This is a genomic window from Solimonas sp. SE-A11, from assembly GCF_030345715.1.
In the GTDB taxonomy this organism is placed as follows: Bacteria; Pseudomonadota; Gammaproteobacteria; order Nevskiales; family Nevskiaceae; genus Solimonas_A.
This window is the reverse complement of the sequence record NZ_JAUASX010000016.1, coordinates 84,447-109,344: the sequence shown is the minus strand read 5'-3', so window position 1 is coordinate 109,344 and position 24,898 is coordinate 84,447. Positions and strand designations below refer to the sequence as shown.

Here is a 24,898-nt window from a genome sequence, read left to right as displayed (position 1 = left end):
GACTGGAGTTTCAGGCGGCGCCGAGCTGCAGGCCCACCATCAGGAACAGGATGCCGATGAAGGCCATCATCGCCCAACCACCGGCGGCCATCATGAAGATGCGGCAGATCACCACGATCTGCCAGATGCCCAGCACCATCAGCGCGCTGGTCGCCGAGGACGGCGGCTTGGGCAGCATCTCAGGCTTGTTGGCCAGCGAGGGGTCCTTCTGCAGCAGCTCGGCGATTTGCGCCAGCACCGGCGCCAGCTTGGCGAAGAACGGCAGCATGAACAGCGTCAGCACCGCGGTGGTGGTCAGCACGGCGTTGAAGGTCTGCTGGAAGCGATTGTCGAGCTTGCGCGTGGCCAGGGCAAAACGCGTGAACAGGGCCAGGAAGGCCGTGTTCACGGCCGCACCGGCCAGCGCCACGCCAGGCGGCACCAGGAAGCTCAGCAGTGCGGCATTGGCCAGCACCGCAAAGGCGATGCAGGCCAGCATCAGGTTGCGGCCCTGGTCGAAGGGGAAGTCCTCAGGGCCGGCACGGAAGAACAGGATCTTCAGGGTCGCAGAGGAAACGGAGGCGAGCATGTCGGCGGTCTGGTGCGTAAAGCCGGTATTCTAATGGGAATATCCGCCAAGACTCCCATGTCCACCCCTTTCATCAATACCCCCGCCCCGCTGGCGGCCCTGGCCCAGGGCTGGGCCGGCCGCGACTGGCTGGCGATCGACACCGAATTCGTCCGCGTGGACACCTACCACGCCCGTCTTTGCCTGATCCAGGTCGGCGACGGCAGCCAGTCCGTCTGCGTCGACCCCCTGGCGATCAAGGACCTGTCGCCCCTGCTGTCGGTGCTGGCGCAGCCGCAGACCACCAAGGTGCTGCACTCGGCCAGCCAGGACTACGAGATCTTCGTGCAGCTCACCGGCGCTGCGCCGAGCCCGCTGTTCGACACCCAGATCGCCGCCACCCTGCTGGGCTATGGCGACCAGATCGGCTATGCCGGCCTGATCGAGAAACTCTGCGGCGTGACCCTGGACAAGAGCCTGTCGCGCACCGACTGGGCCCGGCGGCCCCTGAGCGAGGCGGAGCTGGCCTACGCCGCCGCCGACGTGAAGTACCTGGCCGAAATCTACCCGCGCCTGCGCGAGGAGCTGGTGCAGACCGGGCGCCTGGCCTGGCTGGAGGAGGACTGTGCGCGCCTCTGCGATCCGGCGCGCTATCACACCGCCCCGGAGGACGCCTGGCAACGCCTGAAAGGCCTGGCACGCATGCCGGCGCGCGAACAGCAGATCGCCGCCGCACTGACTGCCTGGCGCGAGGTCGAGGCCCAGGAGCGCAACCGCCCGCGCAAGTGGATCCTGGACGACGATCCGGTCTACCGCCTGGCCGAGCGCAAGCCGCAGACGCTAGCGCAGCTGGAAGCCCTCAAGGTGCTGCCGCCCAAGACGCTGGAGCGCCACGGCGAGCGCCTGCTGGCGCTGGTGGCCCAGGGCATGGCGACGCCCGCCAAGGTGCTGGCCACCGACGACCAGCTCGCCCCCGAGCAGAAGGCACGCCTCAAGGCCCTGCAGGCACGCCTGGCTGACATCGCCGCGGGCCTGAAGCTGCCACCCACCTTCATCGCCCCGCGCGCCGACATGCTGGCGCTGCTGCTGCAGGGCGACCAGGCCCAGGTGCCGCTGCTGCAGGGCTGGCGCCGGCAGGTGGCGGGCGAGGAGTTGCTGAAGCTTTGATCTTTGCGTCCCTCTCCCGCAATCGGGTGATCCGCCACGCTTTGGCGATGACTCAATGTCATCGCCTGTGGCGGATCACGGGCGGCCAGGGATGGCCACCCCGGGGCTCGATGAACGAGCAGAGGCCGCGCCATTGATGGCGTCACTGCTCCATATTTGGAAACGAAAAAGGCCCGCATCAGCGGGCCCTTTTCGTTGCGGCGACCGCCTGCCCGGCTTCAGGCCACCGCGGCGCCGGCCGAACCCGCCAGTTCGGCACAGGCGGCGTCGAGGCGGCGCAGGGCCTCGGCCAGGTCGGCCTCGGAGATGTTCAGGGCCGGCGCGAAGCGCAGCACGTCCGGGCCCGCCACCAGCAGCCACACGCCGTGCTTCAGTCCGGCGTTGACGACGTCCTTGGCGCGACCCTTCCAGGCATCCCGCAGCGGCGCGCCCAGCAGCAGGCCCATGCCGCGGACCTCCTCGAACAGGCTGTAGCGCTCGCCGATCTGCTGCAGGCCCTGGCGCAGCTGCGCGCCGCGGGCCTGCACGTTGGCCAGGGTCTCGGGCCTGGCGATCTCCTCCAGCGCAGCGCAGGCCACGGCGCAGGCCAGCGGGTTGCCACCGTAGGTGGAGCCGTGCGTGCCGAAGGCCAGGGTCTCGGCCAGCTTCGCGGTGGTCAGCATGGCGCCGATCGGGAAGCCGCCGCCGAGGCCCTTGGCCGTGGTCAGGATATCCGGCGTCACACCCATGCCCATGTAGGCGAACAGGAAACCGCTGCGGCCGTTGCCGCTCTGCACCTCATCGAACACCATCAGCACGTTGTGCTGGTCGCAAAGCTCGCGCACGCCCTTCAGGAAGGCCTCGGTGGCCGGCGTCACGCCGCCCTCGCCCTGCACCGGCTCCAGCACCACGGCGCAGGTCTTGTCGCTGATGTGGTCGGCCAGCGTCGCCAAGTCGTTGTACGGCAGGTGCGTGATGTTGCCCGGCAGTGGCTCGAAACCCTTGGTGTACTTCTCCTGGCCGCCCACGCTCACCGTGAACAGGGTGCGGCCATGGAAGCCGTTGTAGAACGAGATGATCTCGTTCTTCTCCGGGTTCTGGGTGTTACCCCAGCGCCGCGCCAGCTTGAAGGCGGCCTCGTTGGCCTCCGAGCCGCTGTTGCAGAAGAACACGCGCTCGGCGAAGGTCAGCTCGGTCAGCCGCTTGGCCAGCTTCAGCGCCGGCTCGTTGGTCATGACGTTGGAGATGTGCCAGAGCTTTTGCGACTGCTCGGCGATGGCCTGTGCCAGCACCGGGTGGCAGTGGCCCAGGCCGGTGACGGCGATGCCGCAGGCCAGGTCCAGGTAGTCGCGGCCCTGCTGATCCCAGATGCGCGATCCTTCGCCGCGCACCGGGATGATCTCCGCCGGCGCGTAGTTGGGAACCATCACCTCGTTGAACAGCTGGCGGTTGAGCTGCGACATCTTCAATCTCCACAACAGCAAAAGGCCCGCCTTCTTGGGGGCCCGAGGAGGGCAATTATAGCGTTGTGGGGCGAGGTGGGGAGGTGTTTTCCCCTGTCGTCGAAGCGAGAGGACCGCATGCGATGAAGCGTGCCGTGCCACCGCTTGAGGGTTCCCCCTTCCTCGGCAACCGCTCCTGCGTTGCCCTACCTCGGGCATCCATGCCCTGGTCCCCTACCCCTCTCCCGCGAGGGGAGAGGAGAATTGGGCTAGTAATAGATGGTGACGGTGACCGTGTCGGTATACGAGCCCGCCGCCGGCGTCGCCTGCGGAGCCACGCGGCCGTAGACCTGGACGTTCTGGGCGCTGCCACTACCGCTGCCGGCCACGGTGTCGACGTTCTGGGTGTTGCCCCAGCGCTGGCTGCGGCCGCTGTCGCGGTAGAGCTGGTAGCCGACGTAGGCCCCGGCCGTGCTCTTCATGCGCCGCAGGCTGCCGGAGGCGTAAAGCCCGTCGTTGAGGCCCAGCTGGTAGGGCGTGGTGTTGGTGCAGCGCGGGTGGATCACCGCCACCGCATCGAAGTTGGAGGCCAGCAGGCCGCGGGTGCCGAAATCGATACCGTCGATGGTGAAGACCGGGTCGCAACTGGCGGTGACCGTGGCGCTGGCGGTGAAGGGAAAAGTGCCGCTGCTGCCACCGTTGCCGCCGCTGGTGCAGCTGGCCGGTGTCGGCAGCAGGCCCAGCAGGAACTCGTTGTACTGGTAGACCAGCTCGGTGTGCACGCCGCTGAAGCTGTTGCTGTAGTCGCTGGCCGGCACCGCGGTGAGCTGCCCCGACGGCACGCGCGCGTAGACCGTCAGGCTACCGGTCTGCGTGGTGCTTCCGATCAGGGCCCCGAGCTCCAGGGTGACTTCGACGCCGCCGTAGGCGTTGGAGCGCGAGCCCCAGATATCGGTGCGTGCCGCCGACTTGTAGAGGTTGAAGCCCAGGCTGTTGACGCCGCTGGTCATCACCCGCGGGTCCAGCGCGCCGCCGCCCTGCGCGCCCGACCCGATACCGAAGCAGGCGCGCACCTTGGACGAGGACAGGATGCTGGTAATGCTGCAGCTGTAGTTGATGGTGGCGGTGACGTCGATGTTGCCGCCGAAGGGGCTGACGCTGCCGAAGCTGACGTTGCTCATGCTGGCGCTGCAACTGGTGCTGGCCTGGGCCGCCGGCGCGTAGCCCAGCAGGCCGCCGCCGAGTACCGCCAGCCACAGCGCCAAGACCGGTACCGCCTTGATGATTCGTGCTAGCGGCATGCCAGGGGTCCGAGTGAGGTGATGCCGGCGGCATTCGCCGGCAGGTCGATACGCACTTCGCAGACACGGCGGTCGGGCAGCCGGACGGCGACGGTCGCCCGCGTCGGCGGATTCTCCACGTAGGCCTGGCCATCGTAGCCGACCACGCCGGTCGGGTCGGGCCGGCCCGAAACATGGACCGTGCTGCCCAGCGGCAGCGGCGCGCCCTGACCATCCACCAGTGTCAGCAGCAGCGCGCGCAAGGGGCGGATGTCGAAGTCGGCGCGCACGCCGGCCTGCGCCACCGGCACCACGCGGTGCTCCGTGGCGCCCACCTGCAGGCCGGCGGGCAGGCCCACGGCGTCCACCGTGATGTCGTTGGGCTGCCAGGCATTGAGGCCGGTGAGCAGGTAGTGGCCGCTGCGGTCGGTGCGCCCGATGGGGCGGTTCTCCAGCAACACCGGCACATCCGGCACGCCATGGGTGGTGACCAGCGCGAAGCCCTCGTCGATGCGTCGCCCCGGGAACAGGCTGCCATCCATCAGCACCACGCCGCCGCTGTAGCCGGCGAAGACACTGTCATGTCCGTCGATGGCATTGACGCCGGCATTGAGCTGGCCGAGGTCGCCGCGCCAGGCGGCCTCCGCCTGGTAGGACTCGATCCCCTGCCCCTGTTGGCTGCGCAGGCTCCAGCCGACGCCGCCATCCAGCGGCAGGCTGCTGACCAGGTCGGCGCCCAGGGTGTCGCGGCCGGCTTGGCGCTGCAGCGTCAGGCCGGCATGCACGCGGTTGCCGAAGCTGCAGGACAGGCCGGCGAACAGGGTGCTGTCATGCTCGCCGTCAAGCGCGCGCGTGTAGCTGGCGAAGACGCCAATGCCGTAGGGCAGGTTGAGGCCGTAGCCCGCGCCGGCATAGCGCTGGCGGCCGTCCTGCTCGGTGTCGAGCCGGTTGTAGCTGACCGAGACGCTGGCGCGACCGCCGAGTGCGAGGCCCGCCAGGGCACGCTGGCTGCGCCGCGGCAGGTCGCGGCTGTCGGCGCTGGCGATGTCGCGGTAGCCGGTATCGCGCTGCTGGGACCCCAGGTCGAAGTTGAAGCGCCCCACCACCCAGGAATAGCCCAGGCTGGACTGCCCGCCGTCGCTGTCGCCCGCGGCCCGGGCATAGGCGCCGCTGAGCACGCCGCCGCGGCCCAGGCGCAGCACGGCGCCGACGCCCCCCAGCCCCAGGCCGGCGCTGGCCTCGCCGTGGGATTCCAGGGTCAGCCAGTCGTTGAGGCCGTAACGCAGGCTGCCGCTGGCGGCGGGCTGCGAGCGGTAGTCGAAGGACTCCAGGCCGTAGCCCTGACGCACCGCGCCGACCTCCAGCGACCAGTCGCTGAACCCGGGCCTCAGCAACTGGCTGGCGTTGTAGTAGGAAAAGCTGATCACGCTGCGCCGGCCCAGCGCGTCGGTCAGCACCACCTGCGCCTGGCCGGCGCCGTTGATGCCCGGTACCGTGGTCAGCTGGAAGGAACCGGGCGCCACCGATCCGGCGTATTGCTGGATGCCGTTGACGTAGAGCTCCACCGAGGAGGGCAGCGCCGCCTGACCGAAGAAGGCCGGCAGCGGGAAGGTCACCATCTGCGGCTGCAGACCGTAGTCGCGGCGCCACTGCAGGCCGCCCAGGCGCGTCGGCCGGCTCCAGGACAGGCTGCCGGACACTACGTCACCCAGGCGCAGGGTCACCAGGTCGTCCTGGAAGGAGCGCACCCAGGTGGTATCGAGGCGGGTGTAGCGGTCGGCGGTGCCGCTGTCGCCGAAGCCGGACAGGCCGGTGTTGCTCAGCAGGCCCCAGCTGCCGAAGGCACGCAGCTCGGTGTAGGCGCTGAGCGCGCGGCTGCCGTCGTCTCCGGCGATACCGTAGAGATCGTAGTTCAGCAGGGCGCCGTCGGCCGCCGAGGCCGCGTAGCGTGGCTGCGGGCGGCCATTGAGCTGCTGTGTGTCCCGGTCCAGGCGATCCACCGCCGCCATGAACTCGAGGCGCTGGTTGGGCATGTCGATGCTGTAGCCCAGCCCCGGCACCGTGGCCAGGTCGACGTAGCGATCCGACGGCAGGCCGTCGGTACGGATGCCGGCATCCTGCAGGTTGGGCGGCCAGGCATGGTGATGGCCCTTGGCATCGACCGCGACCTGCAGCACCCGCCCGGTGCTGACGCCATTGAGCGTCACCTCCAGGTATAGGTCGGTAGCGGCATCGGGCATGCCCGGGCCGTTGAGCAGACCGATGAAGCTGCCCTGCAGTGCGGCGTCCGCACCGGCCGCCGAGGCCGGTAACGAAGCCGGCAATGCCAGCAGGCTAGCGAGCGCCGCTATCGGCAGACAGCTTCTGGCGGATCGCTTCGCCATTGATCTGGGCCTGAATCTCCACGGCGTTGTTGGTCTTGTCTTCCAGGTCCAGCGGCCAGCGGCGCTCGGCGCCCGGCAGCACGTAGCCGAGCAGGCCGGCCCGCTGCTGCAGGCTGCGGCCCTGCGCGTCCAGCAGCCCCAGTTCGGTGATCTTGGCGCGGCGCGCGCCATGGTTGCGCGTTACCAGCACCGGCCGGCCGGCCTCGCGCTGCAGCGTCCAGGTGGTCCGCGGCACGGCACCGGCGGGGGTGTCGGCAAACACCGGGATCGAGAACTGCATGACGAAGTTGAGCCCCTGCTGGGGCTTGGCCACCGGCAGTTCGTCCACCAGGATGCGCCAGGCCTGCTCGGCCGTGCCGGCCGTGCCGGCGCGCACCACGCGCACCAGCTGCCGCTGCCCGGGCTGCAGGGACACCATCGGCGGGCTCAGTACCAGCTCGCGCGATGGCGCCAGCTGGTCGCCCGCCGCGCCCTGCGTCCAGGCATAGGCGCGCAGTTGCGCGTCCAGCTGCTGCTCACCGGTGTTGCTGAGCCACAGCGCCTGCACCGGCACCGCAGGGGCGAATTCCAGCGAGATCGGTGTGACGCTGAGCCCGGCGGCCTGGCCCGCTCCGCTGGCTAGCAGCAGGAACAGGCCAGCGCAGGCGATACGGATACGGCGCAGCATGTCTCCCCCTGTCGAAGGCGCCGGGATCCTCAGTAGGTCACGGTCACCACTACGGTGTCAGCATAGTCGCCAGCCTGGGGGGTTGTCTGCGCCGGCACGCGTCCGAAGACCGTGAAGGACTGCTCCGAGCCGCTGCCGGTGCCGCCCACGGTGTTGGTGCTCACGGTGTCACCCCAGACCGCGGTGCGGCCAGCGGTGGTGTACATCGAGTAGCTGACGTAGTGCGAGGAGCCGTCGGTCATGCGGCGCGTGGTGACGTCATTGAGCGTGGACTCGTTGGCGCCGGCATCCAGGCCGATGTTGTAGGGTGCGCCGGTGGTGCAGGTGACCTTCACCGTGGAGCTGACGTCGACGTTGCCGACGAGCACGCCCTGGCTGCCGAAGTTCAGGTTGGTCGGCGCCGTGATCAGCGCACAGGTGTTGGTGATGGTGATCTGCGCCTGGAAGTTGCCGGTCACCGACGCGGCGAAGGCGGGCGTGGCGCATGCCATCGCTGCAATGGCGGTAACGGCCGCCTGGAATCTGTTCATGACCGCAATCTCCTGGGTACACGGGTTGTGTAAGCCAATACTTACATCGACCTGCGACAGGAAACCGTCGCAGCCTACGAACGGCAGGCGTCAAGGGACCGGCGGCAATTTAAATGTTTAAAATCATAAATGTAGATAAATTATACTGGTGGGATGTCAAAAAGGGCCAGGCTCGATATGTAAGGCTTTCCCTCACCTCACACCACTTCGGGCGCTGTTTACGCCGGGAATCTTTCGGCACATCGTAGAGTCCGAAGGAAAACCGCCGGCCGTAGCCCGTGGTCAGGACTCTTCCGGCGCCCCGCCCTCTTACGGGCCCCTGCACGCGAGCGAAGGAGTCACCATGAGCGATCTGGACACCATCACCGCCTTCAACGAGCTGATCGAAACCTCCCTGGATACCGAACGCGGCTTCCGGGCGGCCGCCGAGGAGGCCCATCACCCTGAACTCAAGCAGATGCTGCAAGGCTGCGCGCGGGACAGCGCCCACGCCGCCACGGAGCTGCAGGAGGCAGTACGCTCCCTGGGCGGCAGGCCCGAGGAAACCGGCACCACGGCCTCGAGCCTGGACCGCGGCTGGATGCACCTGAAGGCCCTCGCGCTGGGCCGGGACGAAGGCGCGATCCTGGATGAGGTGGAGCGCTTTGAGCACGATGCCGAGCGGCGCTACGAACACGCCCTGGGCGTGGAGATGCCGCAGCCGATGCACGCGCTGGTGCAGCGCCAGTACGACAGCCTGCTGCGCCATCACCAGGACCTGCGCGGCATGCGCCAGCGCTACGCGCTGCACTGAGGCCGGCGGAAGCAGCGGCAGAAAAGCAAAAAGCCAAGCGCGAGCCTGGCTTTTTCTTTCCCGGGTCTTGGTGGAGCGAAAGGGGATCGAACCCTCGACCTCTGCATTGCGAACGCAGCGCTCTCCCAGCTGAGCTATCGCCCCGTGAAGGGCCGGTATTCTAGCAATTCGACGCCAAAACGCCAGCGAGCGGCGCTGGGCGCTACTGGCCCTGGATGGTCACGATCAGTTCGCGCCGGTGCCCCCGCCGGCGGTGCTCCCAGAGGTAGATGCCCTGCCAGGTGCCCAGCGCCAGCCGCCCGTCGCGTACGGGGATGGTCAGCTCATGCCCGCCCAGCAGGTTGCGCACATGCGCCGGCATGTCGTCCGGCCCCTCTTCATCGTGCGCAAAACGAGGGTCGCCGTCCGGTACCGCGCCGGCCATCCAGCATTCCAGGTCGGTGCGCACCGCGGGCGCGGCGTTCTCGGTGATGCACACCGATGCGGAGGTATGGCGCAGGAAGACATGGCACAGACCGGTGCCGATCCCGGCGGCGCGGGCGACACCCGCCACCTGATCGCTGATCTCGGTTAAACCGCGTCCGCGGGTGTCGAAGTTCAATGCCTGCTGGTGGATGCGGGTCATCAGGAAATCCTGGGTGCTTGCGCAAGGAATGCAGGGGGCGTTAAAACGGCTTCGCCAAGCCGATGATCGGCAAGCTCTTTTGCGGGGGACTTCCCTCCCGAAAAAAAGCTTGATACATACGCATCCCGATTTTGACGCGAGTTTTACTGAGGTCAAAGCATCGATGCCGCGCAAGCCGAAGAAAGCCCAACAGCAGCCTGAAGCCCCCAAGAGCTACGACGAGTTCGTGGACGACTCCGAGGGCGTGGACGAAGACGTCTCCAGTGCCGAGAACGCCCGGAACGCGCCACCGTCCAAGTCGCGCGACTGGCGCGACGTGGAGAAATTCAAGGAAGAGCGGATGCTGCGCCGAGCGATCGACGAGGATCCGGATTTCGACGAGCCACGTCGAAGGCGCTGAGGGACGCGATAGCTGTAAAAGCGCTTCAGTCCGCAAATGAACGCGAATGGACGCAAATGGGAGCGATCCCATTTGCGATCCTTGCGTTGATTTGCGGACAGCTATCTCTCAGGCCCCACCCGGTGAGTGGTACTTTTCCAGCGTCGGCACGAGGTAGGCCATGGCCTCGTCGATGCTGTCGCAGATCCTGAACAGGCTCAGATCGGCCTCGCTGATCAGCTTGCGCTCCGCCAGCAGGCGGAAGTCGAACAAGCCCTCCCAGAAATCCTTGCCGTAGAGCACGATCGGCATCGGCGCCGACTTGCCGGTCTGCGTCAGCGTCAGCAGTTCGAACAGCTCGTCCATGGTGCCGAAGCCGCCGGGGAAGATCACCGCGGCGCGCGCCAGGTTCAGGAACCAGAACTTGCGCATGAAGAAGTAGTGGAATTCCAGGGCGCGCGAGAATTCCACGTGCGGATTGCCGTGCTGCTCGAAGGGCAACGAGATGCCCAGGCCGATGTTGAGCTCACGGTCCACGCGTGCGCCGCCCTCGTGCGCGGCCTCCATGATGCCGGGGCCGCCGCCGGTGCAGATGTAGTAGCGCTCCCCGCGCTCGTGCGAGTCCGTGGTCCAGCGGGCTACCTGCTCGGCGAAATCCGCCGCCTCGGTATAGAAGTCGCGGCCCAGCTCCGGCTTGGCGCGGGTGCGGGCCGAGCCGAAGAAGATCACCGCATGGCGGATGCCCAGCCGCTTGAAGCGCCGCGCCGGCTCCATGTACTCGGCGAGGATGCGGATGGCCCGCGCCTCCTCACTCATCAGGAATTCTTCGCTCTTGTAGGCCTTGATCAGTTCCATGCCGCCCTCTCCGGAAGGCGGCGAGTGTAGCAGCGCCGCCTACCTTGTCCGTGGGTGGCGAATCGCCGTTCTGTGTCGGTTAAGATGCCCGCCCCCCAACTCGTTCGTCGCAGGAGCGGTACATGCGTTCACGCATTGTCGGCACCGGCAGCTATCTCCCGGCCCAGAGCCTCAGCAACCTGGAGCTGGAAAGCCGCATCGATACCACCGACGAGTGGATCTTCCAGCGCACCGGCATCCGCAGCCGCCATGTGGCCGCCGAGAACGAACACACCTCCGACCTGGCACTGCAGGCCGCGAAGCAGGCCATGGAGATGGCGGGTGTCACCGCCGCCGACATCGACCTGATCATCGTGGCGACCACCACGCCGGACATGATCTTCCCGTCCACCGCCTGCCTGCTGCAGTCCAAGCTGGGCGTGCGCAACTGCGCCGCCTTCGACGTGCAGGCGGTCTGCACCGGCTTCGTCTACGCCCTGGCCACCGCCGACAAGTTCGTCAACAGCGGCCAGTCCAAGTGCGCGCTGGTGGTGGGCGCCGAGAAGTTCTCGCGCCTGCTGGACTGGAGCGACCGCCGCACCTGCGTGCTGTTCGGCGACGGCGCCGGCGCCGTGGTGCTGAAGCCCGATCCCGAGTTCGGCATCCTGTCCACCCACCTGAAGGCCGACGGCTCGCAGGCGCACATCCTGCAGGTGCCTGGCTTCATCGACAACGGCTCGATCGGCGGCCACGCCTTCGTGCAGATGGACGGCCAATCGGTGTTCCGCTTCGCGGTGAAGGCGCTGGACGAGATCTGCAAGGAGACCCTGGCCGCCAACGGCCTGCAGGGCAAGGATATCGACTGGCTGGTGCCGCACCAGGCCAACATCCGCATCATCATGGCCACCGCCGAGAAGCTCGGCATGCCCACCGACCGCATCGTCACCACGCTGGAACGCCAGGGCAACACCTCGGCGGCCTCGGTGCCGCTGGCGCTGGATACGGCAGTGCGGGATGGGCGCATCCAGCGCGGGCAGACGGTGCTGCTGGAGGCGGTGGGTGGTGGGATGACCTGGGGGGCGGCGCTGCTCAAGTGGTGATTTGCCGCTGGTGATGCCTAAATGGCATCACCAGCGGCAAATCTGACCAGAGCGAGCCGCTAAGAGAGCAAAAAGGGAAAGGGCTCGTCAAAGCCATCCATGGCGAGACTTCAGCTCGCCCATTCAGCCCTCGCCCGGCCATCCACGGCCGGGCGTTCGCCGGCGTGGAGCGCCATTCAAGGCACTCCACGAAAACCCCGGCTCACCCCTTCGACAGGCTCAGGGCGAACGGCTGAGAGACCTGTGAACTCCTAGCTAGCGTTCAGCCACCGCCACAAGGTGGTCCTGGAAACTCCCAGCATCTGCGCTGCCTTCGCCCGGTCTCCACCGGACACCTGCAAGGCCCTTTCGATGGACGCCGCATCCGGGCGGTGCCGTCCCTTGGGCGCCCGCAAAGCCTCGGCCACGGCCGGCGCCACCGTGCCCAGCTCCGGCGCGTAGCGCAGCAGCAGCGGCCGGGTCAGCGCCGACAGCGGCGACTGCGCCGGCACCAGCACAGCGATGCGTTCGGCGAGGTTGCGCAGCTCGCGCACGTTGCCAGGCCAGGAATGCCCCAGCAGCAAGGCCCGCGCCGGTTCGTCGATCACCATGGCGCCGGCACCGGCGGCGCGCAGGAAACCCATCAGCAGCAATGGCACGTCCTCGGCATGTTCGCGCAGCGGTGCCAGCGCCAGGCGCAGCACATTGAGGCGGTAGTAGAGGTCGCGGCGGAAGCGGCCCTCGGCCACCAGGCCGTCGAGTTCACGGTGGGTGGCGGCGATCACGCGCACGTCCACCGGCGTGGGGCGCACGCTGCCGACGCGCAGCACCTCGCGCTCCTCCAGCACGCGCAGCAGGCGCGTCTGCAGCGGCAGCGGCATCTCGCCGATCTCGTCCAGGAACAGCGTGCCGCCGTTGGCGGCCTCGATCAGGCCGACGCGGCCGCCGCGGCGCGAGCCGGTGAAGGCGCCGTCGGCGTAGCCGAACAGCTCGGACTCCAGCAACGATTCGGCGATGGCGCCGCAGTTGACCGCGACGAACGGCGCGGCGCGGCGCGGGCTGGCGCCGTGTAGGGCCTGGGCCACCAGCTCCTTGCCGGTGCCGGTCTCGCCGCTGATCAGCACGGTGCGGTCGCTGGCGCCGTAGAGGCGCACCTGGTCGCGCAGGGCCACCATGGGCTCGCTGTTACCGATCAGCCGTCGCAGGCTGTAGCGCGCATCCGCCGTGACCGCCGGGTCGCGGCGCGGGCCGGCACGCGCCGCCGACAGCATGCGTGCCAGGTCGATGGCCTGCTCGAAGGCGCGGCGGATCGCGTCCGGCGAATACATCAGGATGCCGGCGACGCCGGAGCGGTCGGCCAGCTCGGAGACGTAGCCGGTGCCGACGATGGCACCGCAACCGATCGAGATCAGCTCGGCAACGAGGTCCCTCGCCTCTTCGGTGTTGGTGTAGGAGCGCTGCTCGATCTGCAGCCCGAACTGCTGCTTGAAGGCGGAGAAGGCCGGCAGCTCCGAGCCATAGGTGACCACGCCGATCCGGTCCGAATGCCGGCGCGCGCGGGTCAGGGCCTGCATCAGGTCGAAGCCGTCCGGGCGCACCAGCACGATGGGCTTGTCGATGCGGTTGCGCAGGTACTCGCCGTTGGAGCCGGCGGACAGCACGACGTCGCAGTCCTCGCTGCGCAGGCGCTCGCGGATATGGGTGACGGCTTCCTCGAAACCCAGGTCGATGGTCTCGATATGGGCGCGGCCGTCGAATTCCGGCGTGACCTCGCGCATCAGGCTCGACAGTCGGGTGACGCTGACGGTCCAGATCGTGGGTAGCGGGGCGTCATTGAGTTGCATGGCACTCATTATGTTTCATTTTTTGTTTCATTTGTTTCAATGAAACATCACACGCCAAGACATGCAACAGGAGCGCTCGTCAAATATCAGATTAAATCCTTAAATATCAATTAGTTGATCTCATGTTCCAGGCTGGCACAGCTCTTGGGTACGAATCGCCGTCTTTCCCCGCCAATCGAGGAGCACCCTATGACGTTTTCCGCCGGCGCCAATTTCCGCGCCGCCATTGCCGCCGAGAAGCCCCTGCAGGTGATCGGCGCCATCAACGCCAACCATGCCCTGCTGGCCAAGCGCGCCGGCTTCAAGGCGATCTACCTGTCCGGTGGCGGCGTTGCGGCGGGCAGCCTCGGCCTGCCGGACCTGGGCATCAACACCATGGACGACGTGCTGACCGACACGCGCCGCATCACCGATGTCTGCGACCTGCCGCTGCTGGTCGACATCGACACCGGCTTCGGCCCCTCGGCCTTCAACATCGAGCGCACCATCAAGAGCCTGATCAAGGCCGGCGCCGCCGCCTGCCACATCGAGGACCAGGTCGGCGCCAAGCGCTGCGGCCACCGTCCGGGCAAGGAGATCGTGACCCAGGGCGAGATGACCGACCGCGTGAAGGCCGCCGCCGACGCGCGCACCGACCCGAATTTCTTCCTGATCGCCCGCACCGACGCGATCCAGGCCGAGGGCGTGGATGCCGCCATCGAGCGCGCCATCGCCTGCGCCGAGGCCGGTGCCGACGCGATCTTCGCCGAGGCCGCCTACGACCTGCCCACCTACAAGAAATTCGTCGACGCGCTGAAGGTGCCGGTGCTGGCCAACATCACCGAGTTCGGCGCCACGCCGCTATTCACCCGCGACGAGCTGGCCTCGGTCGGTGTCGGCATCCAGCTCTACCCGCTGTCGGCCTTCCGCGCCGCCAACAAGGCCGCCGAGGCGGTCTACACTTCGATCCGCCAGAACGGCCACCAGAAGGACGTGATCGACCAGATGCAGACCCGTGCGGAGCTGTACGACCGCATCGGTTACCACGCGTTCGAGAACAAGCTCGACGCGCTCTTCGCCGCCAAGAAGAAGTAAGACCGCCCACCCCAATTTTCCAGGAGAGAACCATGAGCGAACCTACCGCCCCGACGTTCAAGCCGAAGAAGTCCGTTGCGCTGTCCGGCACCGCCGCCGGCAACACCGCCCTCTGCACGGTCGGCCGTTCCGGCAACGACCTGCACTACCGCGGCTACGACATCCTCGATGTCGCTGCCCAGTGCGAGTTCGAAGAGATCGCCCACCTGCTGGTGCACGGCAAGCTGCCGACCGTGTCCGAGCTGGCCGCCTACAAGACCAAGCTGAAGTCGCTGCGTGGCCTGCCGGCCGCCGTGAAGACCGCGCTGGAACAGCTGCCGCCCTCCGCCCACCCGATGGACGTGATGCGCACCGGCGTCTCCGTGCTCGGCTGCGTCAAGCCGGAGAAGGACGACCACAACCACCCCGGCGCCCGCGACATCGCCGACAAGCTGATGGCCAGCCTGGGCTCGATGCTGCTGTACTGGTACCACTACGCCTACAACGGCAAGGTGATCGACGTCGAGACCGACGACGACTCCATCGGCGGCCACTTCCTGCACCTGCTGCACGGCACCAAGCCTCCCGAGAGCTGGGTCAAGGCCATGCACACCTCGCTGGTGCTGTACGCCGAGCACGAGTTCAACGCCTCCACCTTCACCACCCGCGTCGTCGCCGGCACCGGCTCCGACATCTACTCCGCGATCTGCGGCGGCATCGGCGCCCTGCGCGGCCCGAAGCACGGCGGCGCCAACGAAGTGGCCTTCGAGATCCAGAAGCGCTACGACAACCCGGATGAGGCGGAAGCCGACATCAAGGCCCGCGTCGAGAAGAAGGAAGTGGTCATCGGCTTCGGCCACCCGGTCTACACGATCGCCGATCCGCGCAACAAGGTGATCAAGGAAGTGGCGCGCGACCTGTCCAAGGAAGCCGGCAGCCTGAAGATGTTCGACATCGCCGAGCGCCTGGAGACGGTGATGTGGGACATCAAGAAGATGTTCCCGAACCTGGACTGGTTCTCCGCCGTCAGCTACCACGTGATGGGCGTGCCCACCGACATGTTCACCCCGCTGTTCGTGATCGCCCGCACCTCCGGCTGGAGCGCGCACATCATCGAGCAGCGCATCGACGGCAAGATCATCCGCCCGTCGGCGAACTACGTCGGCCCCGAGGACCTGAAGTTCGTCCCCATCAAGGACCGCAAGTAAGAGCTGCAAGAGCGACCGCGCCCCTGGCGCGGTCGCTCGTTTCAGGCCCAGCCATCGCGCATAGCCACACCTGACATCATCCGGTTTCCCGCTCCATGAATACTGCCTTCCGCAAGAACCTCCCCGGCACGAAGCTCGACTTCTACGACGCGCGCGCCGCCGTCGACGCGATCAAGCCCGGCGCCTATGCCACCCTGCCCTACACTGCCCGCGTCCACGCCGAGAACCTCGTGCGCAAGGGCGAGCCCGAGAAGATCAACGCCTACCTGGGCCAGCTGATCGAGCGCAAGCGCGATCTCGACTTCCCCTGGTTCCCGGTGCGCGTGGTGTGCCACGACATCCTCGGCCAGACCGCGCTGGTGGATCTCGCCGGCCTGCGTGACGCCATTGCCGACCAGGGCGGCGACCCGGCCAAGGTCAACCCGGTGGTGCCGGTGCAGCTGATCGTGGACCACTCGCTGGCCGTGGAGCACGGCGGCTTCGAGAAGGACGCGTTCGCCAAGAACCGTGCGATCGAGGATCGCCGCAACGACGACCGCTTTCACTTCATCGACTGGACCAAGCTGGCGTTCAAGAACGTGGACGTGATCCCGGCGGGCAACGGCATCATGCACCAGATCAACCTGGAGCGGATGTCGCCGGTGATCTACACCCTGGACGGCGTCGCCTTCCCGGACACCTGCGTGGGCACCGACAGCCACACGCCGCACGTGGACGCGCTGGGCGTCATCGCCATCGGCGTCGGCGGACTGGAGGCCGAGAACGTCATGCTCGGCCGCGCCTCGTGGATGCGCCTGCCGGACATCGTCGGCGTCGAGCTGACCGGCAAGGTGCAGCCGAATATCACCGCCACCGACGTGGTGCTGGCGCTGACCGAGTTCCTGCGCAAGGAGAAGGTCGTCGGCGCCTACCTCGAATTCTTCGGCGAAGGCGCGAACGGTCTGACCATCGGCGACCGCGCCACCATCTCCAACATGTGCCCGGAGTACGGCGCCACCGCAGCGATGTTCTACATCGACCAGCAGACGCTGGACTACCTGACCCTCACCGGCCGCGAGTCCGCGCAGGTGAAGCTGGTGGAGACCTATGCCAAGGCCACCGGCCTGTGGGCGGACGACCTGAAGACCGCGCAGTACGAGCGCGTGCTGAAGTTCGACCTCTCCACCGTGGTGCGCAACCTGGCCGGCCCGTCCAACCCGCACAAGCGCCTGCCGGTCAGCGCGCTGGGCGAGCGCGAGATCGCCACCAGCGAGAAGCTGCAGGCCGCGCGCGCCGAAGAGGCGCAGGGCCTGATCCCGGACGGTGGCGTCATCATCGCCGCGATCACCAGCTGCACCAACACCTCCAACCCGCGCAACGTGATCGCCGCCGGCCTGCTGGCGCGCAACGCGGCGCGCAAGGGCCTGAGCCGCAAGCCCTGGGTGAAGTCCTCGCTGGCCCCCGGCTCCAAGGCCGTGGAGCTGTACCTGAGGGAAGCCAACCTGCTCGGTGATCTGGAGCAGCTCGGCTTCGGCATCGTGGCCTTCGCCTGCACCACCTGCAACGGCATGTCCGGCGCCCTGGATCCGAAGATCCAGCAGGAGATCATCGACCGTGATCTCTATGCCACCGCCGTGCTGTCGGGCAACCGCAACTTCGACGGCCGCATCCACCCCTACGCCAAGCAGGCCTTCCTGGCCTCGCCGCCGCTGGTCGTGGCCTACGCCATCGCCGGCACCGTGCGCTTCGACATCGAGAAGGACGTGCTGGGCAAGGACCAGGACGGCAACGAGGTCCGCCTGAAGGACATCTGGCCGAGCGACGCGGAGATTGACGCCGTGATCGCCAAGAGCGTGAAGCCGGAACACTTCCGCCAGGTCTACGAGCCGATGTTCAACTTCAAGGTGGTCGAGGACAACAAGACCAAGCCGCAGTACGACTGGCGCCCGCAGAGCACCTACATCCGCCGCCCGCCGTACTGGGAAGGCGCGCTGGCCGGCGAGCGCACGCTCAAGGGCTTGCGTCCGCTGGCAGTGCTGCCGGACAACATCACCACGGACCATCTGTCGCCTTCGAACGCGATCATGATGGACTCCGCCGCCGGCGAGTACCTGCACAAGATGGGCCTGCCGGAAGAGGACTTCAATTCCTACGCCACGCACCGCGGCGACCACCTCACCGCGCAGCGCGCCACCTTCGCCAACCCGCAGCTGGTGAACGAGATGGCGGTGGTGGACGGCAAGGTCAAGAAGGGTTCGCTGGCGCGCGTCGAACCGGAAGGCCAGGTCATGCGCATGTGGGAGGCCATCGAGACCTACATGAACCGCAAGCAGCCGCTGATCATCGTGGCCGGCGCGGACTACGGCCAGGGCTCCTCGCGTGACTGGGCCGCCAAGGGCGTGCGCCTGGCCGGCGTGGAAGTGATCGCAGCCGAGGGCTTCGAGCGCATCCATCGCACCAACCTGATCGGCATGGGCGTGCTGCCGCTGGAGTTCAAGCCGGGCACCACCCGCCTGACGCTGGGCATCGACGGCACCGAAACCTACGACGTGGTCGGCCAGCTGGCGCCGCGCACGACGCTGACCTTGGTCATCACGCGCAAGAACGGCGAGAAGCTGGAAGTGCCGATGACCTGCCGACTGGACTCCGACGAGGAAGTGTCGGTCTACCAGGCCGGTGGCGTGCTGCAGCGGTTTGCGCAGGACTTCCTGGCGTCGAACAAGGCGGCCTGAAGGTAAATCACCTTCTTTTCAGCCCCTCTCCCCTCGCGGGAGAGGGGTTGGGGAGAGGGGGAAGCCCGATGGACCAGCAGAGCTTCGCCAAGAACCTGCGACAAGGCATGACCGACGCCGAAGCCATGCTTTGGCGTCATTTGAGGGCTCACCGGCTGGATGGCCAGAAGTTCCGTCGCCAGCAGCCGATAGGTCCGTACTTCGCGGACTTCGTGCATTTCGGAGCACGACTGATCGTCGAGGCGGATGGTGGGCAGCACGATGAAAGCACCAGGGATCGTGAACGCGACGCCTGGTTCGAGCGAAATGGATTCAAGGTCCTGCGCTTCTGGAACGACGATATCCTGAAGAACACGGAAGCGGTACTCGAAACAATCTGGGCGGCGGTCTCCGAGGCCTCCCCCTCTCCCCCATCCCCTCTCCCGCAAGGGGAGAGGGGTGCAACGGATTCAGCACTGGAGTGACATCGATGCCCCACGTACCCCAGATCAAGATTCCCGCTACCTACATGCGTGGCGGTACCAGCAAGGGCGTGTTCTTCCGCCTGCAGGACCTGCCGGAGGCGGCGCAGAAGCCCGGCGAGGCGCGCGACAAGCTGCTGCTGCGCGTGATCGGCTCGCCCGACCCCTACGGCGCGCAGATCGACGGCATGGGTGGCGCCACCTCGTCCACTTCCAAGACCGTGATCCTGGCCAAGAGCGCCAAGGCCGATCATGACGTGGACTACATGTTCGGGCAGGTGTCGATCGACAAGGCTTTCGTCGACTGGTCGGGCAACTGCGGCAACCTCACCGCCGCGGTGGGCTCGTTCGCGATCAGCAACGGCCTGGTGGATGCCGCACGCGTGCCGAAGGACGGCATCTGCATCGTGCGCATCTGGCAGACGCAGATCAACAAGACCATCATCGCGCACGTGCCGATCACCAACGGCCAGGTGCAGGAGACCGGCGACTTCGAGCTCGACGGCGTGACCTTCCCGGCGGCCGAGGTGCAGATCGAGTTCCTCGATCCGGCAGAGGACAGTGACGAGGGCGGCTCGATGTTCCCCACCGGCAACCTGGTGGACGACCTGGAGGTGCCGGGCATTGGCACGCTCAAGGCCACCATGATCAATGCCGGCATTCCCACCGTGTTCATCAACGCGGCGGAGATCGGCTACACCGGCACCGAGCTGCGCGAGGCGATCAACGGCGACGCCAAGGCGCTGGAGAAGTTCGAGACCATCCGTGCCTACGGCGCCCTGCGCATGGGCCTGATCAAGGACGTGAGCGAGGCCGCCAAGCGCCAGCACACGCCCAAGGTAGCCTTCGTGGCGCCGCCGACCAGCTACAAGTCGTCCAGCGGCAAGGCGGTGGATGCCAAGGACGTGGACCTCAACGTGCGCGCGCTGTCGATGGGCAAGCTGCACCATGCCATGATGGGCACGGCGGCGGTGGCCATCGGTACGGCGGCGGCCATCCCCGGCACGCTGGTGAACCTGGCGGCCGGCGGCGGCGCCCGCGAGGCGGTGCGCTTCGGCCACCCCTCGGGCACGCTGCGCGTGGGCGCGGCGGCGGTGCAGGAGAACGGCCAGTGGGTGGTGAAGAAGGCAATCATGTCGCGCTCCGCTCGCGTGCTGATGGAAGGCAACGTGCGGGTGCCGGGCGATTGCTTCTGATCTCCAGGCTGCAGAACAAAAAAGGCCGGCGCATGCGCCGGCCTTTTTCGTTGCCTGACGGAATCAGGAGAAGACCACGGTCTTGTTGCCGTCGACGATGACGCGGTCCTCGACGTGCCAGCGCACGGCGCGCGCCAGCACCTGACGCTCCAGGTCGCGGCCCAGGTTCTTCAGGTCTACCAGTTCGTGACGGTGCGAGACACGCACCACGTCCTGCTCGATGATCGGGCCTTGATCCAGGTCCGCGGTCACATAGTGGGCCGTGGCGCCGATGATCTTCACGCCGCGCAACTGCGCCTGCTGGTAGGGGTCCGCGCCGACGAAGGCCGGCAGGAAGGAGTGGTGGATGTTGATGATGCGGCTGGAGTAGTTGGCCACGAACTCGCCGCTGAGGATGCGCATGTAGCGCGCCAGCACGATCAGGTCGGCCTGGCCGGCCAGCAGGCCCAGCATCTTCGCCTCGGCCTCGGCGTGGGTGGCGGCGTCGATGGCCACATGCTCGAAACGCACGCCGAAGCCCTCCACGCTCTCGCGCAGGTCCGGGTGGTTGGAGATCACCAGGGGTATGTCGGCGTGCAGCTCGCCGCGCTGCCAGCGCCACAGCAGCTCCAGCAGGGCGTGGTCATGCCTGGACACCAGCAGGGCCATGCGCGGCTTGTCGGCGGCGAAGCTCAGGCGCCAGTCCATCTCGAAGCGCTTGCCCACCACCTCGCCGAAGGCCTGCGTCAGCGCCGGGCGGGACACGTCCAGGTTCGGCGTCTGGAACTCCAGGCGCATGAAGAATTTGCCGCCGCTGGGGTCGCTGGAGTGCTGGTCCAGCTCGGTGATGTTGAGGCCGTGGTGGTACAGGAAGGTGGTCACCGCCGAGACGATGCCCGGGCGGTCCGGGCAGGTGATCAGCAGGCGGGCGGTGGTTTCGGGCAGGGTGGTCATGACGCGCACAACGGCAGGCGAAAGCCGCGATTGTAGGGGTTCCCCCCGTCCCCGTCTGCCCTGGGTCGGCCTCAGCTTCCCAGCGGCGGCAACGGCGAGGGCGCGTCCGCCGGGGGCTTGTCCGGGTAGATGATGCGCACGTCGTAGGGCTTGCCGGAGCGCGGGTCGTGGATGTTGGAGATGCCCCGAAACTCCAGCAGGCGGCGCTGGGTGGGCTCGTAGACCAACTCCAGGGGGCCGGCCAGCAGGCGCAGCAGGGAGTCGGGCTCCACCTTGATCAGTACGGCCTTGATGCCCTGCCACTGGGTGTCGCCAGCCTTGGCGGCGCGGAAGCGGAAGCTGTCCAGGCTGCCGGCCACCGCCAGCGTGAACTTTACGCTCTGGCCGGCCTGCAGCTCGGCGAAGTGGGCGCGCAGGCAGCTGTGGAAGCCGGAGTCGGCGCACATCGGCGAGACCTTCTTGATGGTCTTGGTCTCGGTCTTGCCGCCGGCGCGCTCGCGGCGCTCCATGGTCACGGCGTCGCGATTGTCGCTGATGGCCTCCATGTAGCCGTAGTTCAGGTCGAGCCGGAACACCGGCACGAACTCGTGGTTCTGGAATTCCAGCGTCTTGTGGCCCAGCTTATCGCCCTTGGGACCGAAGTAGTCGATGGTGCCGCCGAGCCAGCGGCCGTTCTCCACGGTCTGGGCATGCACCTCGGTGTAGAGGTAGGCGCCACTCTTCAGGTCGTAGGCATGCCCGTAGAAGCGCTGGACCTCGGCCTGTGCGGCGGTTGCCAGCAGCATCGACAGCACGGCAAGCGTCAGTTTCATCCGTAGAACCCCGTGGCGAGTGCAGGCACATCATAGCCCCGGCCGAATGCCGCGGCGTGAAACCGTTCACGCGGCAGGTCCTGCGCGTCCAGCGCCTTGTGCAAATCCTCCACCGCTTGGTGCTGGCCGTCGTCGGCCAGCTCGAAGCTGCCGTAGTGGATGCCCAGGCTGAGCGCCGAGTCCAGGTCCAGATGCGCCTGCACGGCCTCGGCCGGGTCCATGTGCTGGTAGGCCATGAACCAGCGCGGCAGGTAGGCGCCGATGGGCAGCAGCGACAGGCGCATGGCGCCGTGGCGCTGGCGCGCCGCGGTGAAGTGCCCGCCGTAGCCGCTGTCGCCGGCGAAGTACACCGGGCCGCCGGCGGTCTGGATCACGCAGGCCATCCACAGCGTGCGGTTGGCGTCGTAGCCGGCGCGGCCACTCCAGTGCTGCGCGGGGGCCGCGGTCAGCGTGCGGCCGTTGGGCAGGGTCCAGGCCTGCCCCCAGTCCAGCTCCACGATCTTCTGCAGTCCCCAGCCGCGCAGGTGCTGGCCGTCGCCCAGCGCAGTGACGAACACCGGATCATGCTCGCGCCACAGGCGCCGCAGGGTATCGGCGTCCATGTGGTCGTAGTGGTTGTGGCTGACCACCACCACGTCGATGGGCGGCAGTTCATCGAAGGGAATGCCGGGGGCGCGGAAGCGGCGCGGGCCGGCCCATTGCACCGGGCTGACGCGCTCCGACCAGACCGGGTCGGTCAGCAGGTTGAGGCCGTCGGCTTGCAGCAGCACGGTGGCCTGGTTGACCCAGGTGGCGCGCAGGTTGCCCTCGCCCACGCGCGCCGGCGGCGGCGGCTGGTTGTGCGGGCTCAGGTCGCGCAGCCACTTGCCGCGCTGGCGCGACAGGCGCCAGCGCAGCAGTTCCGCGGCGCTCTTGCTGAAGGGCTCGGCGTTGTGGAAGCGCTCGCCGTCGCAGTGGTCGGACACCGGATGGCGCGGCATGTCAGCCCCTGCGCGAGAACAGGTAGTGCGCCACGCCCCACTCGTTGCCCTGGGCGTAGCCGAAGAATTCCGCCACGGCCATGTAGAACATGCGCCAGCGCTGGAACCAGATGGCCGCGTCGCGGCCATAGGCAGTCTCGAACACCGGCATGATCTGCGCCTTGGCCGCGTCCATGCCGGCCAGCCAGTGGTTGGAGGTCTTCTCGTAGTGCTGGCCGGACACCCACCACTGCCGCTCCACTTTCAGGTCGTCCTGGAAGTTCAGCAGCAGGTTCTCGGAGGGCATGATGCCGCCCAGGAAGAAGTACTGGGTCATCCAGTCGGTCTCGTCCTTGACCTCGTAGGGGTAGCTCAGCAGCTTGTGCGCGAAGATGTGCACAAACAGCTTGCCGTCGGCCTTGAGCCAGCGCGAGATCTTGGCCAGCAGCAGGCCGTAGTTGCGCATGTGCTCGAACATCTCGATCGATATCACGCGGTCGAAGCCAAGGTCTACACCACCGGCCGGAAAATCGAAGTCCACGACGTTGCCGGTGAGGATGCGGACGTTGGACAGCCCGCGCTCCTTCGCGCGCCGCTCGATGAACTCGCGCTGGCCGTGCGAATTGGACAGGCCGACGATCTGCGAGCGCGGGTATTTCTCGGCCAGCCACAGCGACAGCGAGCCCCAGCCGCAGCCCAGGTCCATGATGCGCATGCCGTCGACCAGGCCCGCACGCTCGGCATAGAGCGCCAGCATCTTCTCCTCGGCCTCGCCCAGAGTCTCGCTGCCCTGCGGGTACAGCGCGCAGGAGTACTTCAGGCGTGGGCCCAGGTGCAGGTTGAAGAAGTCGGCCGGTACCTCGTAGTGCTGCTGGTTGGCGGCCTTGGTCTCGATGGCGATGGGGCTGGCGCGCAGTTCGTCGAGCCAGCGGTTGTAGCGCTGCGAGCGCAGCTCGCCCTTCACGCTCTCCTCGGCACTGAGCCGCTGCGAGATCAGCTGGCGCATGCCGGCGCGCACCAGGACATCCGGGAAAAGGCCGCGCTCGGTCAACTGGATCAGGTTCATGGTTTAAGCGGGAATGGGGAATGGGGGAATCGGGAATCGTGGAAGCGGGGGGTCTTTTACGATTCCCGATTCCCCATTCCCGATTCCCGGCTCTTCGGCGGCCAGGGAATCAGCGCGCTGGTCGTCCGCATGTACTCGGCGTAGCCCGTCTTGGATGCAGCCATGTGGGCTTCCAGGATCGGGATGCCCGACATGCGCATCAGCAGCCACCACATGACCAGCGGCGAGACCAGCGCAGCGGGCCACCAGGACGAGCCCACGGCCAGCGGCAGGTAGGCCAGCCAGTGCAGGCACTCGAAGAAGTAGTTGGGATGCCGCGACCAGCGCCAGAGGCCGTCGCGGCAGACCTGGCCGTGGTTGGCAGGATTGGCGCGGAAGCGCTCCATCTGCCGGTCGGCGATGCCCTCGCCGATCACCGACACCAGCCAGATCGCCGCGGCCAGCGCCAGCAGCGCGGGCGCCACCGGCTGGGTGTTGTAGGCCGCCACCAGGAACGCCGCCGACAGCAGCATCGCGAACAGGGTCTGGAAGTGGAAGAAGAAGAACATGTTGCGGTTGGCCTGCGCGCCCCACTCGTCGCGGAACTTCTTGTAGCGCCGATCCTCGGGCTTTCCGTGGTTGCGCAGGAACAGGTGCAGGCCCAGGCGCAGGCCCCACAGCGCGGCCATGACGCCCAGCAGCAGGCGCTGTGGTTCTGGCGCCGGTCCCAGCAGCGCGTACCACAGGCCCAGGAAGCCGAGGCTCCAGGACCAGAAGGCATCCACGATGCCGGCATTGCCGCTGCGCCACTGCACCACCCAGGCCAGGCTGATGAAGGCGAAGACGCAGGCTAATCCGGTTGCGGCGGTAAGCAGTGCAGTCATGGAAATCCCGTGGGCTTTTGCGTGTATACGTCGCTGGCGCTGATCCGGATTCTAGCCGGCATTTTCCGGCCCACGGCTTGCGCCAC

At 67.4% G+C, this 24,898-nt stretch carries 23 protein-coding genes and 1 tRNA gene; 9 read left to right on the top strand and 15 right to left on the bottom strand.

Annotated features, from left to right (window positions below; genetic code table 11):
* Positions 1-10 precede the first annotated feature (10 nt).
* Positions 11-568: a hypothetical protein gene (locus QT386_RS17375; RefSeq protein ID WP_289275007.1), complete on the bottom strand. Its 558-nt coding sequence runs from the start codon at positions 566-568 to the stop codon at positions 11-13.
* Between the two features lie 57 nt (positions 569-625).
* Here QT386_RS17375 and rnd point away from each other — a divergent pair, with 57 nt between their 5' ends.
* Positions 626-1,714 (top strand): ribonuclease D, encoded by a 1,089-nt coding sequence (gene rnd / locus QT386_RS17370; protein ID WP_289275006.1) that lies wholly within the window; start codon positions 626-628, stop codon positions 1,712-1,714.
* Positions 1,715-1,932: 218 nt separating this feature from the next.
* Here the strand turns inward: rnd and QT386_RS17365 are convergent, their stop codons facing one another.
* The 5 genes from QT386_RS17365 to QT386_RS17345 all read right to left on the bottom strand — a co-directional run bounded on the left by QT386_RS17365 (position 1,933) and on the right by QT386_RS17345 (position 7,996).
* Positions 1,933-3,156 carry an acetylornithine/succinyldiaminopimelate transaminase gene (locus QT386_RS17365; RefSeq protein ID WP_289275005.1) on the bottom strand — a complete coding sequence of 408 codons (1,224 nt, stop codon included), beginning with the start codon at positions 3,154-3,156 and terminating at the stop codon, positions 1,933-1,935.
* Between the two features lie 248 nt (positions 3,157-3,404).
* Positions 3,405-4,436 carry a spore coat protein U domain-containing protein gene (locus tag QT386_RS17360; protein ID WP_289275004.1) on the bottom strand — a complete coding sequence of 344 codons (1,032 nt, stop codon included), beginning with the start codon at positions 4,434-4,436 and terminating at the stop codon, positions 3,405-3,407.
* The gene (locus tag QT386_RS17355; RefSeq protein ID WP_289275003.1) at positions 4,427-6,799 is read right to left on the bottom strand and encodes a fimbria/pilus outer membrane usher protein; all 2,373 of its coding nucleotides are present in this window, start codon (positions 6,797-6,799) and stop codon (positions 4,427-4,429) included. The genes QT386_RS17360 and QT386_RS17355 overlap by 10 nt, the downstream gene beginning before the upstream one ends.
* Entirely contained in the window at positions 6,750-7,466 is a 717-nt protein-coding gene (locus QT386_RS17350; protein WP_289275002.1) for a molecular chaperone, read from the bottom strand. The genes QT386_RS17355 and QT386_RS17350 overlap by 50 nt, the downstream gene beginning before the upstream one ends.
* Before the next feature lie 29 nt (positions 7,467-7,495).
* Positions 7,496-7,996 (bottom strand): spore coat U domain-containing protein, encoded by a 501-nt coding sequence (locus tag QT386_RS17345; protein WP_289275001.1) that lies wholly within the window; start codon positions 7,994-7,996, stop codon positions 7,496-7,498.
* Between the two features lie 343 nt (positions 7,997-8,339).
* On the opposite strand from QT386_RS17345, the gene QT386_RS17340 reads away from it, so the two are divergent.
* A complete protein-coding gene (locus tag QT386_RS17340) occupies positions 8,340-8,789 on the top strand; it encodes a PA2169 family four-helix-bundle protein (RefSeq protein ID WP_289275000.1) in 450 nt (149 codons plus the stop codon).
* A 68-nt stretch (positions 8,790-8,857) separates the two neighbouring features.
* Here QT386_RS17340 and QT386_RS17335 read toward each other — a convergent pair.
* Both QT386_RS17335 and QT386_RS17330 read right to left on the bottom strand, forming a co-directional pair.
* A tRNA-Ala gene (locus QT386_RS17335) sits at positions 8,858-8,933 on the bottom strand.
* Positions 8,934-8,991: 58 nt separating this feature from the next.
* Positions 8,992-9,414 carry a secondary thiamine-phosphate synthase enzyme YjbQ gene (locus QT386_RS17330; protein ID WP_289274999.1) on the bottom strand — a complete coding sequence of 141 codons (423 nt, stop codon included), beginning with the start codon at positions 9,412-9,414 and terminating at the stop codon, positions 8,992-8,994.
* Between the two features lie 163 nt (positions 9,415-9,577).
* On the opposite strand from QT386_RS17330, the gene QT386_RS17325 reads away from it, so the two are divergent.
* Positions 9,578-9,814: a hypothetical protein gene (locus tag QT386_RS17325; protein ID WP_289274998.1), complete on the top strand. Its 237-nt coding sequence runs from the start codon at positions 9,578-9,580 to the stop codon at positions 9,812-9,814.
* A gap of 108 nt (positions 9,815-9,922) precedes the next feature.
* On the opposite strand, the gene QT386_RS17320 is transcribed toward QT386_RS17325, so the two are convergent.
* Positions 9,923-10,648, bottom strand: coding sequence for an LOG family protein (locus tag QT386_RS17320; protein ID WP_289274997.1), 726 nt, complete (start codon positions 10,646-10,648; stop codon positions 9,923-9,925).
* Between the two features lie 122 nt (positions 10,649-10,770).
* On the opposite strand from QT386_RS17320, the gene QT386_RS17315 reads away from it, so the two are divergent.
* Complete coding sequence (locus QT386_RS17315; protein WP_289274996.1) at positions 10,771-11,727, top strand: beta-ketoacyl-ACP synthase III; 957 nt, start codon at positions 10,771-10,773, stop codon at positions 11,725-11,727.
* A gap of 251 nt (positions 11,728-11,978) precedes the next feature.
* Here the strand turns inward: QT386_RS17315 and prpR are convergent, their stop codons facing one another.
* Positions 11,979-13,559 carry a propionate catabolism operon regulatory protein PrpR gene (gene prpR, locus QT386_RS17310; RefSeq protein ID WP_289274995.1) on the bottom strand — a complete coding sequence of 527 codons (1,581 nt, stop codon included), beginning with the start codon at positions 13,557-13,559 and terminating at the stop codon, positions 11,979-11,981.
* Between the two features lie 180 nt (positions 13,560-13,739).
* Between prpR and prpB the strand changes: the two genes are divergently transcribed.
* From prpB to prpF, 5 genes are all read left to right on the top strand, one after another.
* Positions 13,740-14,624 (top strand): methylisocitrate lyase, encoded by an 885-nt coding sequence (prpB, locus tag QT386_RS17305; RefSeq protein ID WP_289274994.1) that lies wholly within the window; start codon positions 13,740-13,742, stop codon positions 14,622-14,624.
* 32 nt (positions 14,625-14,656) lie between these two features.
* On the top strand, positions 14,657-15,811 hold the full coding sequence (prpC, locus tag QT386_RS17300; protein WP_289274993.1) for a 2-methylcitrate synthase: 1,155 nt from the start codon (positions 14,657-14,659) through the stop codon (positions 15,809-15,811).
* Positions 15,812-15,906: 95 nt separating this feature from the next.
* On the top strand, positions 15,907-18,522 hold the full coding sequence (gene acnD / locus QT386_RS17295; RefSeq protein ID WP_289274992.1) for a Fe/S-dependent 2-methylisocitrate dehydratase AcnD: 2,616 nt from the start codon (positions 15,907-15,909) through the stop codon (positions 18,520-18,522).
* 68 nt (positions 18,523-18,590) lie between these two features.
* Positions 18,591-18,986, top strand: coding sequence for an endonuclease domain-containing protein (locus QT386_RS17290; RefSeq protein ID WP_289274991.1), 396 nt, complete (start codon positions 18,591-18,593; stop codon positions 18,984-18,986).
* Positions 18,987-18,991: 5 nt separating this feature from the next.
* Positions 18,992-20,179, top strand: coding sequence for a 2-methylaconitate cis-trans isomerase PrpF (gene prpF, locus QT386_RS17285; RefSeq protein WP_289274990.1), 1,188 nt, complete (start codon positions 18,992-18,994; stop codon positions 20,177-20,179).
* 63 nt (positions 20,180-20,242) lie between these two features.
* Here prpF and purU read toward each other — a convergent pair whose 3' ends face one another.
* The 5 genes from purU to QT386_RS17260 all read right to left on the bottom strand — a co-directional run bounded on the left by purU (position 20,243) and on the right by QT386_RS17260 (position 24,812).
* Positions 20,243-21,112, bottom strand: coding sequence for a formyltetrahydrofolate deformylase (purU, locus tag QT386_RS17280; RefSeq protein WP_289274989.1), 870 nt, complete (start codon positions 21,110-21,112; stop codon positions 20,243-20,245).
* Positions 21,113-21,183: 71 nt separating this feature from the next.
* A complete protein-coding gene (locus tag QT386_RS17275) occupies positions 21,184-21,924 on the bottom strand; it encodes a hypothetical protein (RefSeq protein ID WP_289274988.1) in 741 nt (246 codons plus the stop codon).
* On the bottom strand, positions 21,921-22,904 hold the full coding sequence (locus QT386_RS17270) for an MBL fold metallo-hydrolase (RefSeq protein ID WP_289274987.1): 984 nt from the start codon (positions 22,902-22,904) through the stop codon (positions 21,921-21,923). The genes QT386_RS17275 and QT386_RS17270 overlap by 4 nt, the downstream gene beginning before the upstream one ends.
* Before the next feature lies 1 nt (position 22,905).
* On the bottom strand, positions 22,906-23,949 hold the full coding sequence (locus QT386_RS17265; protein ID WP_289274986.1) for a cyclopropane-fatty-acyl-phospholipid synthase family protein: 1,044 nt from the start codon (positions 23,947-23,949) through the stop codon (positions 22,906-22,908).
* A gap of 56 nt (positions 23,950-24,005) precedes the next feature.
* The gene (locus tag QT386_RS17260) at positions 24,006-24,812 is read right to left on the bottom strand and encodes a DUF1295 domain-containing protein (RefSeq protein WP_289274985.1); all 807 of its coding nucleotides are present in this window, start codon (positions 24,810-24,812) and stop codon (positions 24,006-24,008) included.
* Positions 24,813-24,898: the final 86 nt, after the last annotated feature.

Excerpts from the sequence above, each read along its gene's own strand:
- QT386_RS17375 (WP_289275007.1), bottom strand. The coding sequence starts at position 568 with ATGCTCGCCTCCGTTTCCTCTGCGACCCTGAAGATCCTGTTCTTCCGT.
- rnd (WP_289275006.1), top strand. The coding sequence starts at position 626 with ATGTCCACCCCTTTCATCAATACCCCCGCCCCGCTGGCGGCCCTGGCC.
- QT386_RS17365 (WP_289275005.1), bottom strand. The coding sequence starts at position 3,156 with ATGTCGCAGCTCAACCGCCAGCTGTTCAACGAGGTGATGGTTCCCAAC.
- QT386_RS17360 (WP_289275004.1), bottom strand. The coding sequence starts at position 4,436 with ATGCCGCTAGCACGAATCATCAAGGCGGTACCGGTCTTGGCGCTGTGG.
- QT386_RS17355 (WP_289275003.1), bottom strand. The coding sequence starts at position 6,799 with ATGGCGAAGCGATCCGCCAGAAGCTGTCTGCCGATAGCGGCGCTCGCT.
- QT386_RS17350 (WP_289275002.1), bottom strand. The coding sequence starts at position 7,466 with ATGCTGCGCCGTATCCGTATCGCCTGCGCTGGCCTGTTCCTGCTGCTA.
- QT386_RS17345 (WP_289275001.1), bottom strand. The coding sequence starts at position 7,996 with ATGAACAGATTCCAGGCGGCCGTTACCGCCATTGCAGCGATGGCATGC.
- QT386_RS17340 (WP_289275000.1), top strand. The coding sequence starts at position 8,340 with ATGAGCGATCTGGACACCATCACCGCCTTCAACGAGCTGATCGAAACC.
- QT386_RS17330 (WP_289274999.1), bottom strand. The coding sequence starts at position 9,414 with ATGACCCGCATCCACCAGCAGGCATTGAACTTCGACACCCGCGGACGC.
- QT386_RS17325 (WP_289274998.1), top strand. The coding sequence starts at position 9,578 with ATGCCGCGCAAGCCGAAGAAAGCCCAACAGCAGCCTGAAGCCCCCAAG.
- QT386_RS17320 (WP_289274997.1), bottom strand. The coding sequence starts at position 10,648 with ATGGAACTGATCAAGGCCTACAAGAGCGAAGAATTCCTGATGAGTGAG.
- QT386_RS17315 (WP_289274996.1), top strand. The coding sequence starts at position 10,771 with ATGCGTTCACGCATTGTCGGCACCGGCAGCTATCTCCCGGCCCAGAGC.
- prpR (WP_289274995.1), bottom strand. The coding sequence starts at position 13,559 with ATGAGTGCCATGCAACTCAATGACGCCCCGCTACCCACGATCTGGACC.
- prpB (WP_289274994.1), top strand. The coding sequence starts at position 13,740 with ATGACGTTTTCCGCCGGCGCCAATTTCCGCGCCGCCATTGCCGCCGAG.
- prpC (WP_289274993.1), top strand. The coding sequence starts at position 14,657 with ATGAGCGAACCTACCGCCCCGACGTTCAAGCCGAAGAAGTCCGTTGCG.
- acnD (WP_289274992.1), top strand. The coding sequence starts at position 15,907 with ATGAATACTGCCTTCCGCAAGAACCTCCCCGGCACGAAGCTCGACTTC.
- QT386_RS17290 (WP_289274991.1), top strand. The coding sequence starts at position 18,591 with ATGGACCAGCAGAGCTTCGCCAAGAACCTGCGACAAGGCATGACCGAC.
- prpF (WP_289274990.1), top strand. The coding sequence starts at position 18,992 with ATGCCCCACGTACCCCAGATCAAGATTCCCGCTACCTACATGCGTGGC.
- purU (WP_289274989.1), bottom strand. The coding sequence starts at position 21,112 with ATGACCACCCTGCCCGAAACCACCGCCCGCCTGCTGATCACCTGCCCG.
- QT386_RS17275 (WP_289274988.1), bottom strand. The coding sequence starts at position 21,924 with ATGAAACTGACGCTTGCCGTGCTGTCGATGCTGCTGGCAACCGCCGCA.
- QT386_RS17270 (WP_289274987.1), bottom strand. The coding sequence starts at position 22,904 with ATGCCGCGCCATCCGGTGTCCGACCACTGCGACGGCGAGCGCTTCCAC.
- QT386_RS17265 (WP_289274986.1), bottom strand. The coding sequence starts at position 23,949 with ATGAACCTGATCCAGTTGACCGAGCGCGGCCTTTTCCCGGATGTCCTG.
- QT386_RS17260 (WP_289274985.1), bottom strand. The coding sequence starts at position 24,812 with ATGACTGCACTGCTTACCGCCGCAACCGGATTAGCCTGCGTCTTCGCC.